Genomic DNA, 15,965 nt, shown 5'->3' on the forward strand with positions numbered 1-15,965 from the left:
CCACCGTACCCTCGCGCCCGTTGGTCCTCGAACGAGGGAATCCGCCGCCCTAACGGGTGATGTGCGCGGCGACGGCCGCGGCGAACCGGCCGGCGGCGTCCTGGTCGAAACCGAAGAAAAGGGACGGTTCGGTGAGTTCCAGCTCGACCACCACCGGGTCGCCGCCGGGCCCGGGGAGCAGGTCGACGCGGGCGTAGAGGAGCCGCTCGGTGCCGCCGGGGATCGCGCCCAACGCCCGCTCCGCGACGGCCCGCTGCGCGTCGGTGGCGATCCGGGGGTCGATCTGCTCCTGCTTGTAGAGCCCCTCGACGCCGGTGTCCGGGCCGGTCAGCATCGCTCCCTTGCGGATCGCGTGGCTGTAGGCGAGCGTGCCGGTGGCCGGGTCCGTGAAGTACAGCAGCGCGGTCTCGCCGTCCGTGTCCACCGCGGTCAGGTACGGCTGCACCATCACCAGCCGCGCCGCCGCCAGCAGTCGTTCCACGTGCAGTTCGGCCAGTTCGCGGTGTTCGGGGTCGCCGAGGTCGTAGCGGCCCGCGTCCACGCTGCCGGCGCCGACCGCGGGCTTGACCACCCACTCGCCGGACTCCGGCGGCGCCCACACGTCACCGGCGCCGATCCACTGCGTCTCGGTGACCGGCACGCCGGTCTCGGCCAGGTCGCGCAGGTAGGTCTTCTCGGTGTTCCAGACGATCACGTCGGCCGGGTTGAGCAGGCCGGGCACGGACGACACCCAGGCCAGGAAGTCGGCGCGGCGCTCGGTGTAGTCCCACGGCGAGCGGAGCAGGACCAGGTCGTACGCCGTCCAGTCCACGACGGGGTCGGTCCAGACGACCGGCTCCGCGGCGATCCCGGCGGCGGCGAGCGGCGCGAGGATCAGGCGGTCGTCCGGCTCCAGGTCGGGAATGGAGGCTGCGGTGACGACAGCGACCCGGGACTGCGCCCGGGTCGCCGTGTCGTCGAAGGGTCGGGTTGTCACATCAAGGATGGTGCTGGAGGTTGCGGTGATGCCGCGCGGCGGGGTTGGTGCCGGAACCGGCTCAACGCGCCATGATCCGGCGACCCATGGACCGCCAGAGGTCGTTGCTCGGGCGCATCTGCTCCATCAGCTCGCGCTCCCACTCGTTCTCCACCGTGACGCCGGCCTTCTCGCAGGCCTGCCGCGCCGTCTTGGTGTCGGAGGCGAACTGGTCCGCCCACTCACCGTCCTCGCCCACGAGAACGATGCGGGCGCCGCGCTTACCGACGTACTCAACGACCGCCTTCGCGCCGCCGTGCCCTGCGGCGAAAGAGCGGATGCTGCCGACCAGACCGGCCGGCTGCGACTTCTCGTCGATCGTCAGCGTCGTATCGGAACCTTCTGCCATGCGGGGAAGCGTAGGCAGACAGAAGATGAAACGCAGGGGTTACCCGAAGTTTTTGTGATGCCTCTAACGAGGGGTTTCAACGTCATCATTGACCGTTTTGGCAGGCTTTATACCAGAAAAACGAGACAAAATTTCGGTACGAAACGGACTTTCAGCGCGCCACCCAGGGAGTAGCACCACTCGACGGGGATTTTCGGGCGTTTCACCAGCAAGACGGCCCGTAAGGGACGGCCGGGCATCAACCTTTCGGCCGAGAAAGCCCAGTTCGAAGCGTTATCGGGTCGTGATCACACCAGCGCGTCGATCGCGACCGCGAGGAACACGATCGTGAGGTACGTCGTGGACCAGTGGAACAGCCGCATCGGCTTGACCGGCTCCCCCTTGGACGCCCGCCGGGCCAGCAGGTGCGACTCCAGCACGAACAGCGCGCCCACGACGGTGGCCGGCACGCCGTAGATCCAGCTCAGACCGAACGGCCAGGCGGCCAGCGAGGAGATCAGTGTGAGCCAGGCGAACCCGACGATCTCCACGTTGACCCGGCGGACCGAGGCCACCACCGGCAGCATCGGGATGCCGGCCCGCGCGTAGTCGTCCTTGTACTTGATGGCGAGCGCGTAGAAGTGCGGCATCTGCCAGAAGAAGACCACGCCGAACAGCGCCCAGGCCGCGGGCGACAGCGAGCCGGTGACCGCGGCCCAGCCGATCAGCACCGGCGCGGAGCCGCAGATGCCGCCCCAGAACGTGTTCCACGCGGTGACCCGCTTCAGCCAGAGCGTGTAGACCACGTCGTAGTAGACGATCGAACCGAGCGTCATGGCCGTGGCCAGCCAGTTCGTCGTCAACGCCATGATCGCGACGCTGAGCGCGGCGAGCGTGAGACCGAAGATCAGCGCGTTGCGCGGCGAGACCGAGTGGGCCGGCAGCGGGCGGCGCTTGGTGCGCCGCATGACCTGGTCGATGTCCCGGTCGATGTAGCAGTTCAGCGCGCTGGCGCCACCGGCGGCGAACGAGCCGCCGACCAGAACCGCCGCCATCAGCCACAGCGACGGCAGGCCGTTTGCGGCCAGCATCATCGTGGGTACGGTCGTGACGAGCAGCAGTTCGACGATGCGCGGCTTGGTGAGCGCGACATACGCCTTGATCACATCTCCGGCGCGGGGGGTGGCATCCGGAGGACGCTTCACCGACCGGGTCTTTCGCCCACGGACAGTGGGCTGAACCGGGCGTTCGGTGAGTGTGCTCACGGATTGTCACCTTCCGGCATCGGCGTTGGAGCGACCCAGGCAAGCGGCCGAACGGCGACGCACCTCAGAGGGGTGCCGCCAAGGTCACGCGCCATGGGCGACAGCCTATCGGCCCGGGATTCGCCGTCCCGGCAGACCCGGCAAGGATGCGCGGCGTCACACCGGCGCACGCGGATGATCAAGGCGTGTGTCCGCTCACAGCTTAGGTTGTTCCCGCGTTCCGCGGGCGCGTGTTCAACAGCGCTCGCTAGGGTCGGACACTGGAGTAGTCGAAAATCTCATTTGCCGGTCACACCCGAGGAGCACACAGATCGTGGCTGCCACCCCATCCGAGGACAGCGCTCTGAGCTGGTCCGATCTCGACCGTAAGGCGGTCGACACCGTCCGCGTCCTGGCCATGGACGCCGTGGAGAAGTCCGGCAACGGTCACCCCGGCACCGCCATGAGCCTGGCGCCCGCGGCCTACCTGCTCTTCAACAAGGTCATGACGCACAGCCCGGCGAACTCGGCGTGGCCGGGCCGGGACCGTTTCGTGCTGTCCGCCGGGCACTCCAGCCTCACCCTCTACATCCAGCTCTACCTCTCCGGTTACGGGCTGGGCCTGGACGACCTGAAGTCGCTGCGTCAGTGGGGCTCGCTCACCCCGGGCCACCCGGAGCAGGGGCACACCGACGGCGTCGAGACCACCACCGGCCCGCTGGGCCAGGGCATCGGCAACGCGGTCGGCTTCGCGATCGCGGCCCGCCGGGAGCGCGGCCTGTTCGACCCGGAGACGCCGGACGGCGAGTCGATCTTCGACCACAACGTGTGGGCGATCGCCTCCGACGGCGACATCGAGGAGGGCATCAGCCACGAGGCCAGCGCGATCGCCGGTCACCAGAAGCTGGGCAACCTCACGCTGATCTGGGACGACAACGAGATCTCGATCGAGGACGACACCCGGATCGCGAAGTCCGAGGACGTCGCGGCGCGCTACGAGGCGTACGGCTGGCACGTCCAGACCGTCAACTGGCGCAAGTCGTTCGACGACGGCGGTGAGTACGCGGAGGACGTCGAGGCGCTGTACGCGGCGCTGGTCGCGGCGAAGGCGACCACCGACAAGCCGTCGTTCATCGCGCTGCGCACCGTGATCGGTTACCCGGCGCCGAAGAAGCAGAACACCGGCAAGATCCACGGCTCCGCGCTGGGCAAGGACGAGGTCGCCGCCACCAAGACGATCCTGGGCTTCGACCCGGCACAGTCGTTCCAGGTGGACGAGAAGGTGCTGCAGCACGCCCGCGAGGTCGTCGAGCGCGGCAAGGCCGCCGAGGCCGCCTGGCGGGAGAAGTTCGACGCGTGGGCCGCCGCGAACCCGGAGCGCAAGGCGCTGTGGGACCGGATGTCCAAGCGTGAGCTGCCGGCCGGCTGGGACGCCGCGCTGCCGGTCTGGGAGGCCGACGCGAAGGGCGTCGCCACCCGCGCCGCCTCCGGCAAGGTGCTGAACGCGCTGGCCCCGGTGCTGCCGGAGCTGTGGGGCGGCTCGGCCGACCTGGCCGAGTCGAACAACACGACGATGGAGGGCGAGCCGTCCTTCATCCCGGAGGAGTACGCCACCAAGGCGTTCCCGGGTCACAAGTACGGCCGCACGCTGCACTTCGGCATCCGCGAGCACGGCATGGGCGCGATCATGAACGGCATCGCGCTGCACGGCGGCACCCGCGTCTACGGCGGCACGTTCGCGGTCTTCTCCGACTACATGCGCCCGTCGGTGCGGCTCGCCGCGCTGATGAAGCTGCCGGTCGTCTACGTGTGGACGCACGACTCGATCGGCCTCGGCGAGGACGGCCCGACGCACCAGCCGGTCGAGCACCTGACCGCGCTGCGCGCCATCCCCGGCCTCGACGTGGTCCGCCCGGCGGACGCGAACGAGACCGCCCAGGCGTGGAAGGCGGCGCTGGAGCACACCGACCGGCCGACCGCGCTGATCCTGTCCCGGCAGAACCTGCCGACCATCGACCGGTCCACGCACGCCTCCGCGGAGAACACCGCCAAGGGCGCGTACGTGCTGGTCGACGCGTCGAACTCGCAGCCGTCGGTGATCCTGCTGGCGTCCGGCTCCGAGGTGCAGATCGCGCTGACCGCGCGGGAGCGCCTGGAGGCCGAGGGCACGCCGACGCGCGTCGTCTCGGTGCCGTGCCAGGAGTGGTTCGACGCGCAGGACCAGGCGTACCGCGAGTCGGTGCTGCCGTCGTCGGTCAAGGCGCGCGTCAGCGTCGAGGCCGCCATCGGGATGTCCTGGCGGCACCTGATCGGCGACGCCGGCGAGTCGGTCAGCATTGAGCACTACGGAGCCTCCGCGCCGTACACGGTGCTGTTCGAGCAGTTCGGTTTCACGGCCGACAACGTGGTGGCGAAGGCGCACGCCTCGCTCACCAAGGTCGGCGCCATCACCGGCAGCAAGACCGGTAACTGACTTCTGATAGGGGTGTGATTCCGATGACCGATCGGCTCAAGGAACTCTCCGACGCCGGCGTGGCGGTGTGGCTGGACGACCTGTCCCGCGTCCGTCTCGCGTCCGGCACGCTGGACAAGCTCCGCACGGAGAAGCACGTGGTGGGCGTGACCACCAACCCGACCATCTTCGCCAAGGCGCTCTCCGACGCGGACGCGTACGACGAGCAGCTGCGCGAGCTGGCCGACCGCGACGTCACCGTGGAGGAGGCGACGCGCGCGCTGACCACGTACGACGTGCGCTGGGCCGCCGACGTGATGAAGCCGGAGTACGACCGCTCGCAGGGTCAGGACGGCCGCGTCTCGATCGAGGTCGACCCGCGCCTGGCGCACGAGACCTCGAAGACCGTCGCCGAGGCCAAGGCGCTGTGGTGGCTGGTCGACCGGGACAACGTGCTCATCAAGATCCCGGCGACGCTGGCCGGTCTGCCGGCGATCACCGCCACGCTGGCCGCGGGCATCAGCGTCAACGTGACGCTGATCTTCTCGCTGGACCGGTACGGCAAGGTGATCGACGCGTTCCTGGACGGTCTGGAGCAGGCGAAGGCGAACGGCCACGACCTCTCCAAGATCGCCTCGGTCGCGTCGTTCTTCGTCTCCCGGGTGGACACCGAGATCGACAAGCGGCTCGACAAGATCGGCTCCGACGAGGCCAAGGCGCTGAAGGGCAAGGCGGCCGTCGCCAACGCCCAGCTGGCGTACCAGCTGTACGAGGAGAAGTTCGGCGGCGAGCGGTGGGCAGCGCTCAAGGCGGCCGGCGCGCACCCGCAGCGTCCGCTGTGGGCGTCGACCGGCACGAAGAGCGCGGAGTACAAGGACACGATCTACGTCGAGGAGCTGATCGCGTCCGGCGTCGTCAACACGATGCCGGAGTCGGTCATCGACGCGTACGCGGACCACGGCGACACCCGCGGTGACACCGTCACCGGGTCGTACGCGGCGGCGCAGGACGTGTTCGACAAGCTCGCCGCGGTCGGCATCGACTTCGACGACGTGGTGAAGGTCCTCGAGGAGGAGGGCGTCCAGAAGTTCGAGGCCTCCTGGGCCGAGCTGCTGGAGGGCCTGGCCAAGTCGCTCGACGCGGCCAAGAAGGGCGCGTCCAACCCGAGCGACGCGGCCTGAGATGAGTGATCTGCTCAGCGGTGGCGCCGAGGCGGCCGCCGGACTGGCCGTCCACGGCGCACGCGCCATCGATGAGCAGTCACCGGCGTCCGTCCGGCGGGCGCTGGTCGCCGACGGTGTGCCCGGCCTGCTGGCCCGCAAGGATCCCACGCTGTGGGGTCCGGAGGCGGAGCCGGCGGCCGCGGCGCACCTCGGCTGGCTCGACACGTTCCACCGGTCCCGCGAGCTGCTCCCCCAGCTCGCGGAGCTGTGCGCGGAGCTCGGCGACCTGGACCACGTGGTGCTGTGCGGCATGGGCGGTTCCTCGCTCGCACCGGCCGCGATGGCCGCGACGCTCGGGCGCCCGCTGACCGTGCTGGACACCACGGACCCGGCCCGGATCCGGGCTGCGCTCGGCGACCGGCTGGACACCACCGTGGTGGTCGTGGCCAGCAAGTCCGGCGGCACGATCGAGACCGACGCGCAGCGCCGGGCGTACCACCGGGCATTTCTCGATCTCGGTAGGACTCCGGAGGAGGCCGGCCGGCACTTCGTGGTCGTCACCGATCCGGGTTCGCCGCTGGTCGAGACCGGGCTGGAGATGGGCGCGTTCGTCATCGTGGCGGACCCGTCGGTCGGCGGGCGGTTCGGTGCACTGACCGCGTTCGGCCTGGTCCCGGCCGCGCTGGCCGGGGTCGACGTGGCCGAACTGCTGGACCAGGCGGAGGAGTTCGCCGCCTCGCTCGGCGGCGAGGAGAACAATCCGGCGCTGGCTCTCGGCGCCGCGATCGGCGCGGCGGCCACCGCCGGCTACTCCGCGGTGGCGCTGGTGCCGGACGGCAGCGGACTGGACGGGCTCGGCGACTGGGCCGAGCAGCTGCTCGCGGAGTCGCTGGGCAAGGACGGTCTCGGGCTGCTGCCGGTCGTGGTCGAGTCGCCGTCCGCACCGGGCGCGACCGGGCTCGGCGTGCTGACCGTGGCGTACGGCGGGTCGCTCGGCACCGGCGCGGTGCCCGGCGGCGGGATCGGTGCGCAGCTGGCGGTCAACGGGCCGCTCGGCGCGCAGTTCCTGGCCTGGGAGTTCGCCACCGCGCTGGCCGCCCGGGTGCTCGGCGTGGACCCGTTCAGCCAGCCCGACGTGGCGGCCACGAAACGGCACACGGCGCGCCTGCTGGAGGCGATGCCCACAGCGGAGCCCGCGTTCACCGACGGCGCGGTCCAGGGCTTCTCCGGCGACTCCCTGACCGGTGCGCTCCGGGCCGTCCTGGACGCCGGTGACTATCTTGCGGTGATGGCCTATCTGGACCGTGACGGCGACGCGGAGATCGCGCGCCTGCGGGCCGTCCTGGCCGACAAGGCCGGCAAGCCGGTCACCTTCGGCTGGGGCCCGCGCCTGCTGCACACCGCCGGCCAGTTCCACAAGGGCGGGCCGCGGACCGGCGCGTTCCTGCAGATCACCGGTGCCGTCACCGACGACCTGGCGATCCCCGGCCGGCCGTACACGTTCGGGCGCCTGCAGGCCGCCCAGGCCGCCGCCGACCGGGCCGCGCTGGACGGCCGCCCGCTGCTTCGCCTGCACCTCACCGACCGCACGGCCGGAATCAATCAACTCGTAACGGCCGCGCAGGCACTGTAAACCTGCTCTGCCTGGCAAAAACTGGGAGGATGGCGGCGTGAGAAATCCGCTGCGCGACCCACAGGATCGCCGGCTGCCGAGGATCCCGGAGCCGTGTGCTCTGGTCATCTTCGGCGTCACCGGCGACCTGTCCCGTAAGAAGCTGATCCCCGCGGTCTACGACCTGGCCAACCGTGGCCTGCTCCCGCCCGGTTTCGTGGTGCTCGGCTTCGCCCGGCGCGACTGGGGCGACGGCGACTTCGAGTCGCTGGCCTACGAGGCGGCCAAGAAGGGCGCCCGCACCCCGTGGCGGGAGGACGTCTGGGCCCGGCTGGCGGAGAACATCAAGTTCGTGGCCGGCTCGTTCGACGACGACGCCGCGTTCGACACGCTGGCCTCCTCGCTGGACGAGCTGCGCGCCACGCACGGCATCGCCGGCAACGCCGCGTTCTACTTCTCGATCCCGCCGGTCGCGTTTCCCATCGTCCTCAAGCAGCTGGCCCGCACCGGCATGGCCGACAACGGCCGGTCCGGCGGCTGGCGGCGGGTGGTGGTGGAGAAGCCGTTCGGCTACGACCTGGAGACGGCCAAGGAGCTCAACCGGCTGGTCGACTCCGTCTTCACCGCCGACGACGTGTTCCGCATCGACCACTACCTCGGCAAGGAGACCGTCCAGAACATCCTGGCGCTCCGCTTCGCGAACTCGCTGTTCGAGCCGGTGTGGAACTCGAAGTACGTCGACCACGTGCAGATCACCATGGCCGAGGACGTCGGCATCGGCACCCGCGCCGGGTTCTACGACGGCGCCGGCGCCGCCCGCGACGTGCTGCAGAACCACCTGCTCCAGCTGATGGCGATGTTCGCGATGGAGGAGCCGACCAGCTTCGACCCGTCCGAGATCCGGGCCGAGAAGCTGAAGGTCCTCAAGGCGATCAGCGTGCCCAAGGACATCCAGGCCGACACGGTACGCGGTCAGTACCTGCAGGGCTGGGTCGCGGGCGAGCGCGCGGTCGGCTACCTGGAGGAGAAGAACATCCCGGCCGAGTCGACGACCGAGACGTACGTCGCGGTCAAGCTCGCCATCCAGAACCGCCGCTGGGCCGGTGTCCCGTTCTACGTGCGCTGCGGCAAGCGGCTCCCGCGCCGGGTCACCGAGATCGCGATCGTCTTCAAGAAGGCGCCGCACCTGCCGTTCGACCCGGCCGACGTGGAGATGCTCGGCCACAACCAGCTGGTGGTGCGCGTCCAGCCGGACGAGGGCATGGTGCTCAAGTTCGGCTCCAAGGTGCCGGGCACCACGATGGAGGTCCGCGACATCGCGATGGACTTCCAGTACGGCGAGGCGTTCACCGAGTCCAGCCCGGAGGCGTACGAGCGGCTGGTCCTGGACGTGCTGGTCGGCGACCGGACGCTGTTCCCGGACGCGGCCGAGGTGGAGCAGAGCTGGAAGGTGATCGACCCGCTCGAGGAGGCGTGGGCGGGCACCACGCCGGAGCCGTACCGGGCCGGCGAGTGGGGACCGCGCGCCGCCGACGAACTGCTGGCCCGTGAGGGCCGGAGCTGGAGGCGAGCATGATCGGCCTGTGGGACACGACCGGCAACGAGGTCGTCAAGGCGCTCGCCGCGGAACGGCGCAGCGCCGGCGGCGTGGCCAGCGGCCTCGCGCTCACGCTGATCGCGGTGGTGGACGAGAAGCGCGTCCGGGAGGCGGAGGCGGCGGCCACCATCGCGGCGTCCGCGCACCCGTGCCGCCTGCTGATCGTGGTCCGGTCCGACGTGGAGAGCCAGCGCAGCCGGCTGGACGCGGAGATCGTGGTCGGCGGCCGGCTCGGCCCGGCCGAGGCCGCGGTGCTGCGGATGTACGGCCGGCTCGCGCTGCACGCCGAGTCCGTGGTGATGCCGCTGCTGGCACCGGACGTGCCGGTGGTCTCCTGGTGGCACAGCGAGCCACCGGAGCAGATCGCGAACGACTTCCTCGGCGTGGTCGCGGACCGGCGGATCACCGACTCCGCGCAGGCCCCCGACCCGGTCGCCGCGCTCAGGCAGCGCGCCAAGGACTACGCGCCCGGCGACACCGACCTCACCTGGACCCGGATCACGCTCTGGCGCACGCTCGTGGCCAGCGCGTTCGACACCACGTCCGAGCAGGTCGTCGGCGCCACCATCGTCGCGCCGGAGCTGGACCCGACCGCCGCGCTGATGGGCGGCTGGCTCTCCGCCCGGCTCGGCATCACGCCGGTCCTCGAACCGACCACCGAGCACCCGCGCATGCGCTCGGTCGAGCTGCAGTGCGCCAACGGCGACTGCATCAAGGTCACCCGCGACGAGAACACGGCGCTGTTCAGCCGCACCGGCCAGGCCGACCGCGAGATGCCGCTGGTCCGCCGCCCGGTCGGTGACGAGCTCGCCGAGGAACTGCGCCGCCTCGACCCGGACCAGGTCTACTCCGAGGCACTCGGCGCGCTCGCCGGACTGCCGCACCTGGAGAGCCGCCCCGCGCACCGCGTGCACGTCTGGAAGGACCCGGCGCTCGCGCACTGACCGTTCCGCCCTGGGTCCGCTCGCGTGTCGCCGCGCGGGCGGACCCTTCCATCTCCTCGTGAAGGTGTCTCTCCGATGACAGAACCGACCGTGATCGTCCACGCGGACGCCGACATCCAGACCCAGGCCGTCGCCGCCCGCCTGATCGTCAAGATCATTGACGCGCAGGCCGCCCGCGGCACCGCCGACGTCGTCCTCACCGGCGGCCGCGGCGCCGCCAAGATCTACCGCGCGATCGCGTCGTCCCCCGCCGCCACCGCCATCGACTGGTCCCGCGTCGACCTGTGGTGGGGCGACGAGCGCTTCCTCCCGCTCGGCCACGCCGACCGCAACGAGACCCAGGCCCGCGAGGCCCTGCTGGACTCGCTGCCGCTCGACCCGAAGCGCATCCACCCGATGCCCCCGTCCGACGGCCCGGACGGCGACGACGCCGCGGCCGCCGCCGCCCGCTACGCCGCCGAGTGGACCGCCGCGACCCCGCACATCGACGTCGTCCTGCTCGGCGTCGGCGAGGACGGCCACGTGGCCTCGCTGTTCCCCGGCCACCCCGGCCTGGCCGAGACCGGCGTCGCCGCCGGCGTCCACAACAGCCCCAAGCCGCCACCCACCCGGATCACGCTGACGCTCCCCACCATCAACGCGGCCGACGAGGTCTGGCTGATCGTCACCGGCGCCGACAAGGCCACCCCGGTCGCCGCCGCGCTGGCCGGCGGCTCCGACCTGCCGTGCGCCCGCGTCCAAGGCACGTCCCGCACCCTCTGGCTGATCGACAAGGCCGCCGCCGCCGACCTGTGACCCGCTGTCCGCGGACGTTCCCCCTGGCGAACGTCCGCGGACGGGCCACCGGTGGCGCTCCGCGGGCCGACGTATCTCGTGGCCGCAGCCGGAATCGGTCGATAGATCAGTGGATGTCCGAGCACAGCTCGGCGCGCCTACGCTGCGCGCATGACCAGCGCCGAACCGTCTCTGACGCTGGCCGTCGGCTCGCTCATCCTCGGCTTGGCGGCCTCACTCCTCTGGACCGTGACGCGATTCCTCATCGTCGCCGCGCATCACGGCAGTCAGGCGCTCCTGTTCTCCGCCGGCGGCCGGCGGATCAAGCACATCGAGATGCGGCCGGGCCGGAGCGAGATCGTCGTCGAAGGTGACGCGTCCTTCTTCGCCCTGCTGGGCGGGTTCCTCGGCCCTTCCCTGTTCGGCTTGCTCGGTGCCACCATGCTGGCGCACCGGCTGAGTCCCGAAACAGTACTGTGGACCGCCTTCATCCTCCTGGCGATCGTCTTCTTCCAGACGAAGAACCCGTTCGGCCTGGTCATCACCGCCATCTACGGCACGCTGCTCTTCGTCCTCGCCCGCAACGGCTCCGCCGGAGTCCGCGCCCTCTCCGCGTACTCACTGGTCTGGTTCCTGCTTCTCGGCAGCGTCATCCACACGGTCCTCTACAGCGTGGCCGGGAAGGACGCGGCCGACCTGCGTAAGGCAACCATGATCCCGACGAGTCTCTGGCGGGCGATCTGGTGGCTCGCCTCCATGGCAGCGCTGATCTACGGCGGCGGTGTCCTGTTCGGCCTCATTGATCCGGTGTTCCGGCGCGCGCCCGGGTGACCACCTCCTCGGTGGAGAGCGGGCTCGCCGGGTGGTGGGTGAGGCAGAGCGGGGTGCGGAGCTTGCGGGGGGCCGAGCCCTCGGCCGCGAGGTAGAACTCGCCGCTGGTGAGGCGGGCGATGTCCGGGACGTCGCCGCCCTTCGCCTTGGCCATCTCGCGGGCCGTGTCCATCTGGATCGGGCTGTTCAGCCGCCCGTAGAGCTGCGTCGCCGAGTTGCCCGGGATCTGGTTGTGCAGGCCCTTCGGGGACTGGGTGGCGAAGATCAGGCCGAGGCCGTACTTGCGGGCCTGCGAGACCAGCGCCAGCGTGCTGCGCGTGCAGGGCGTCATGCCGGTGGACGGCGCGAGGTTCTGGGCCTCGTCCATGATGAGCAGGCCGCCGAGCGGGCGGTCACCGGCCGGGTGACGCCGGATCCAGGCGAACAGCGCCATCTGCAGCTGGTTGACGAAGCTCTGCCGCATCTCGTCGCTGCCCAGCCCGACCATGCTGATCACCGACACCCGGGCGCGCTTGCCGGGCGGCGGCGTGAGCAGCATGCCCGGGTCCATCGCGGTGCCGGCGCCACCGAACAGCGGATCGTTGTACTTCGCCGCGGTCAGCGACTGCGCCAGCCCGTTCGCGATCTTCGCGGAGTCGTCCAGCTCGATGATGTCCTCCGGGAAGTCGGCGAGCGTGTCGATCAGCCCCTGGAGCCGGCTGCCGCCCTGCCGCCCGTAGTGCTCCACCGCCTTGCGCAGCACCGCGAGCTGCAGGTTCGACTTCGCGCCACGACCGCTCAACGCCCGCGGCGCCAGCGACGCCACGGCGGACTCGACCGCCTCGTTGAACTCGTCCGGATCGTCCCGCACACCGGCGAAGTCCGGCAACGCCTGGAAGACCAGCGGCCGCCCACCGTCCCGGCGCGGCGTCCAGACCACCACATCCGTGTGTGCCAGGTAGTCCGCCGCCTTCGCGGCGTCCCCTGCCTCCCACGCGGCCGGCTCCTCCGGCCACGCGTCCCCGAGCCGCGCCAGGTCGTTGTTGATGTCCAGCACGATCGAGGACACGCCCTGTAGCGCACACTCTTCCACGATGCGCCGAATCAGCACCGTCTTACCAGACCCCGATCCCGCGAAGATCGACATGTGCTTCCGCAGAGCCTCCAACTGGAGTGGAACGGCCACGCCCGAGTCATGCCCACGCCCGATCACGAACGACGCCGGTATTTCGGCGTCGTTGATCGCCTGCCGCGGGATGAGACCAGCCGCCGGCGCCGGGCGGCCAGCCGGAGCAGAGAGGCTGGAGGTGCCAGCCAACGGACCCGGCTCACGCCGCCCATCCGCCGATGCCGCGATGACCAACTCGGCGGCCGGGCCAGTCTCGGCCGGCACCCGGGCCTCGTCAGCGCGGTCAGCGGCCAACTGCCCCGTACGGACTCCGGACGGGAGTGCCGGTTCTGTCTCGACTTTCTTTAGCGCCTGCACATCCGGGCCGGCGCTGACGACGGCGTCGAGTTCTCCCAGCCAGACGTCCGCGTCCGCGAGCGCAGCCTCGAAGACCGCCACGCTCCGGGTCGGACGGCGCGCGATGAGCCAAGCGCGCAGCTCAGCGGACTGGTCCTGCAGCATCATGCGAAGCGCGAACAGGATGCGTAGGTCCTCGGCGTCCAGCGGCAGCCGGGTGCCTCCGCTAGCGGCGAATGCGGACACCGCCTCGCGCGTCTTCGGCCCCCCGGTCATCTCACCGTTGCGCAGAATGAACAACTTGCGTTTGGGCACCTTCCCGTCGAGGCCCGCCGCGTTGCTGGCCTTGCGCAGCCGGGACAACGTCGCCAACGCGGGATGCTCCTCACTGATCGCCCGGAAGCACCAGTGCACCTGGTCCTCCTGGGATGCGTCGATCGTAAGCCGGAGCCGGGCATGCAGGGGCGGGCGTGAGCTGGGCGGAGGATCCAGGCTGAACGGCTCGCCCGCCTCCCCCCGCTCTAGGACCCAGGCCGTGAGCCCGGCGGCGAGCAGGATCGGAATCTCCGCGTCCTCCCTGGCACCAGTCAATGGCCCGGTTACGTCGGCGAGCCGCTTGAAGTCGACAAATCGCGCGTCGAGCCGGTCCATCTCATCGGCTGGCACGTCCGCGACCGGGACCTCACCTCTCGGCGCTGCGTCGCCCAAGCGGGTCAGTTCGCGTACCTCGCCGGCGCGCAGACACGCCCGCACATGTGAGTCAATCTCAATCAGCAGTTGACGTGGCGTGAAGTCTCCGACGTCCTCCAACGCTTTCTCGCTGACCGGCCAGGTCGGATAGGGCGGTCGAAAACCGATCTCCTGGAACCGCACGCCGAACCGCTTCTCGATGATTTTCCGGCCCAGGCGCCGATCCCGAATCGTGTTGATGACGGCTGACATCCGGAATCGGCTATGCACCGAAGCGGTGGACCGCCTCCTGATCAACGTCCAGGTCGGTGGGAGGCAGGACACCACCGTGAGCGTCCGGCGGGTGCGTTCCCGCAATGTCATCAGTCCACCGGCGATCTGTTCCAGGGCGGCCGCTTCAGCAGCGTCCCCGAGGCCCTCGGTCCGAGCCGCATCGCTCGACGCCGCCGATTGCGCGACCAGGGTGTCGATCTGATCGACCGCGATCACAGCCGGGCCGGTCAGCGCGAGCAAGCGGGAGAGCTCCTGCACGATTAGCTCGGATGTCTTGGGCATCGGACGCATGCCCCAGGCCGCGCGCTCATCGAGGGCGGACTCGTCGAGCAGCGAGAAGTACCCGTCCGCAAGGTTGAAATAACCGTCTGCCAGGTTCTGGTGGTCGAAGTCGTCCGACGCGCTCAGCGCGAGCGCCCGAGCGGTGTCCTGACTGAACCGGGCCACGTAGCCGTCGTACTTGGCCAAGCCCAGAATAAATGCGTCCAACGTCTCCCGGGTCAGGGTGGTCTCACCCATGAACGCGCGACGGGCCAGCCGGGGTGCACCGACCTTGGAGGAAAGCCTGCGAAGCAGCAACTGCAGTTGCGTCTCCCCGTGAGCGCCCACCGGCCTCGCCAGCCCGTCGAGCATCGAGGCGAGGACGCTGCCCCAGAATCCCTTAGAGTCAAGCAGGCTGACGAGGAAAAAGTAGCCGCCGAGCTGCTGCGTGTGCTGACGGACCCAGCCCAGCATGTGGGTCTTGCCAGAGCCGGGAAGCCCCTGCAGAACTACACCGACCGGGCTGTTCTCCTCGTTCCGATTGGCCTCAGCGACGCCCTCCACCACGTTTTGCACCACGGTGGGGTGCAGACCGTCCACGTGGAATCGCGATGGACGCCAGACGTCGTCCGGTACGCGCGCCCAGTCGAAGTTGAGCGCCGCCAGGGCAGCCTGCTCCTCCTCAGTCATCACACCCCGATCGCCAGCAGGTGATTGTCCTGACCGCCGCTGCGCACCGCCGACTCGATGTCGGTAGCCGTCAGCGACTTCTGGTTAACCTCCGGCGCCAGCACCCCGTCCTCGCGGGCGAGTCGCTTAAGCGCCTCGTCCAGATCGGCGCGCGGGACGTCCGCGAAGTACGGGCGGAGACGGGCAAGGCTCACCCAGGCACCCGGCTCACTGGCCAGTGATTTGTACACGTCCCGGATTCGGCCACTCAGGTTGGCGGTCGGCACCGGGGCAGGCTCGGCACGCTGCGCCGGAACGAACGAACTCTGCGCGAGCGCCTCACCGAACGTCTGGAACTGGGTCTTCGGCAGCACACGGTCCCGCATCGCGGCATGGAACGCGGACAACGCCGCACCGAGCACACGCGGCGTGGACCGGGGGAAGGCCAGGTCACCTTCCATCAGCGCCCAGCCCTTGTCGCCGAGCGCGTGGACCATAGGACGACCGTCCTGGGTCTCGAGGTAGCCCAGCCGGTTAAGCTTCTGCCGGCTCTTCGCCTCCAGCTTGAATCCGTACACCTTCTCCAGCTCCGGATTCGGAATCTCACGGTTTTCCGACATGAGCAGGATAAGAAGTGCGCTCTCCAGCGCGGTAAGGCTTTCGGCCAT

Annotated in this window: 12 protein-coding genes; 7 read left to right on the forward strand and 5 right to left on the reverse strand. The window is 70.1% G+C overall.

The features are described 5' to 3' along the window. Nucleotides 1–49: 49 nt before the first annotated feature. The 3 genes from J2S44_RS08180 to J2S44_RS08190 all read right to left on the reverse strand — a co-directional run bounded on the left by J2S44_RS08180 (nt 50) and on the right by J2S44_RS08190 (nt 2,548). The gene (locus J2S44_RS08180) at nt 50–976 is read right to left on the reverse strand and encodes a DcsG N-terminal domain-containing protein (RefSeq protein WP_310410384.1); all 927 of its coding nucleotides are present in this window, start codon (nt 974–976) and stop codon (nt 50–52) included. 61 nt (nt 977–1,037) lie between these two features. After that, complete coding sequence (locus J2S44_RS08185) at nt 1,038–1,364, reverse strand: hypothetical protein (protein ID WP_310410386.1); 327 nt, start codon at nt 1,362–1,364, stop codon at nt 1,038–1,040. A gap of 287 nt (nt 1,365–1,651) precedes the next feature. Then, a complete protein-coding gene (locus tag J2S44_RS08190) occupies nt 1,652–2,548 on the reverse strand; it encodes a heme o synthase (RefSeq protein WP_310410388.1) in 897 nt (298 codons plus the stop codon). Nucleotides 2,549–2,921: 373 nt separating this feature from the next. Between J2S44_RS08190 and tkt the strand changes: the two genes are divergently transcribed. The 7 genes from tkt to J2S44_RS08225 all read left to right on the forward strand — a co-directional run bounded on the left by tkt (nt 2,922) and on the right by J2S44_RS08225 (nt 11,960). Beyond that, entirely contained in the window at nt 2,922–5,060 is a 2,139-nt protein-coding gene (tkt, locus tag J2S44_RS08195; protein WP_310410390.1) for a transketolase, read from the forward strand. A 23-nt stretch (nt 5,061–5,083) separates the two neighbouring features. Then, nucleotides 5,084–6,220, forward strand: coding sequence for a transaldolase (gene tal / locus J2S44_RS08200; protein ID WP_310410392.1), 1,137 nt, complete (start codon nt 5,084–5,086; stop codon nt 6,218–6,220). A 1-nt stretch (nt 6,221) separates the two neighbouring features. After that, nucleotides 6,222–7,835, forward strand: coding sequence for a phosphoglucose isomerase-related protein (locus J2S44_RS08205; protein WP_310410394.1), 1,614 nt, complete (start codon nt 6,222–6,224; stop codon nt 7,833–7,835). Between the two features lie 37 nt (nt 7,836–7,872). Continuing rightward, nucleotides 7,873–9,390, forward strand: a complete 1,518-nt coding sequence (gene zwf, locus J2S44_RS08210; RefSeq protein WP_310410395.1) for a glucose-6-phosphate dehydrogenase — start codon at nt 7,873–7,875, stop codon at nt 9,388–9,390. Further along, a complete protein-coding gene (locus J2S44_RS08215) occupies nt 9,387–10,355 on the forward strand; it encodes a glucose-6-phosphate dehydrogenase assembly protein OpcA (protein WP_310410398.1) in 969 nt (322 codons plus the stop codon). The genes zwf and J2S44_RS08215 overlap by 4 nt, the downstream gene beginning before the upstream one ends. 75 nt (nt 10,356–10,430) lie before the next feature. After that, nucleotides 10,431–11,150: a 6-phosphogluconolactonase gene (pgl, locus tag J2S44_RS08220; protein WP_310410399.1), complete on the forward strand. Its 720-nt coding sequence runs from the start codon at nt 10,431–10,433 to the stop codon at nt 11,148–11,150. A gap of 150 nt (nt 11,151–11,300) precedes the next feature. Next, a complete protein-coding gene (locus J2S44_RS08225; RefSeq protein ID WP_310410401.1) occupies nt 11,301–11,960 on the forward strand; it encodes a M50 family metallopeptidase in 660 nt (219 codons plus the stop codon). Here the strand turns inward: J2S44_RS08225 and J2S44_RS08230 are convergent. Both J2S44_RS08230 and J2S44_RS08235 read right to left on the reverse strand, forming a co-directional pair. Further along, nucleotides 11,926–15,318, reverse strand: a complete 3,393-nt coding sequence (locus tag J2S44_RS08230) for an ATP-binding protein (protein ID WP_310410403.1) — start codon at nt 15,316–15,318, stop codon at nt 11,926–11,928. The two genes, J2S44_RS08225 and J2S44_RS08230, sit on opposite strands and share 35 nt — an antisense overlap. Further along, nucleotides 15,318–15,965 (reverse strand): hypothetical protein, encoded by a 648-nt coding sequence (locus J2S44_RS08235; RefSeq protein WP_310410404.1) that lies wholly within the window; start codon nt 15,963–15,965, stop codon nt 15,318–15,320. The genes J2S44_RS08230 and J2S44_RS08235 overlap by 1 nt, the downstream gene beginning before the upstream one ends.

Source organism: Catenuloplanes niger, from assembly GCF_031458255.1.
Taxonomy (GTDB): Bacteria; Actinomycetota; Actinomycetes; order Mycobacteriales; family Micromonosporaceae; genus Catenuloplanes; species Catenuloplanes niger.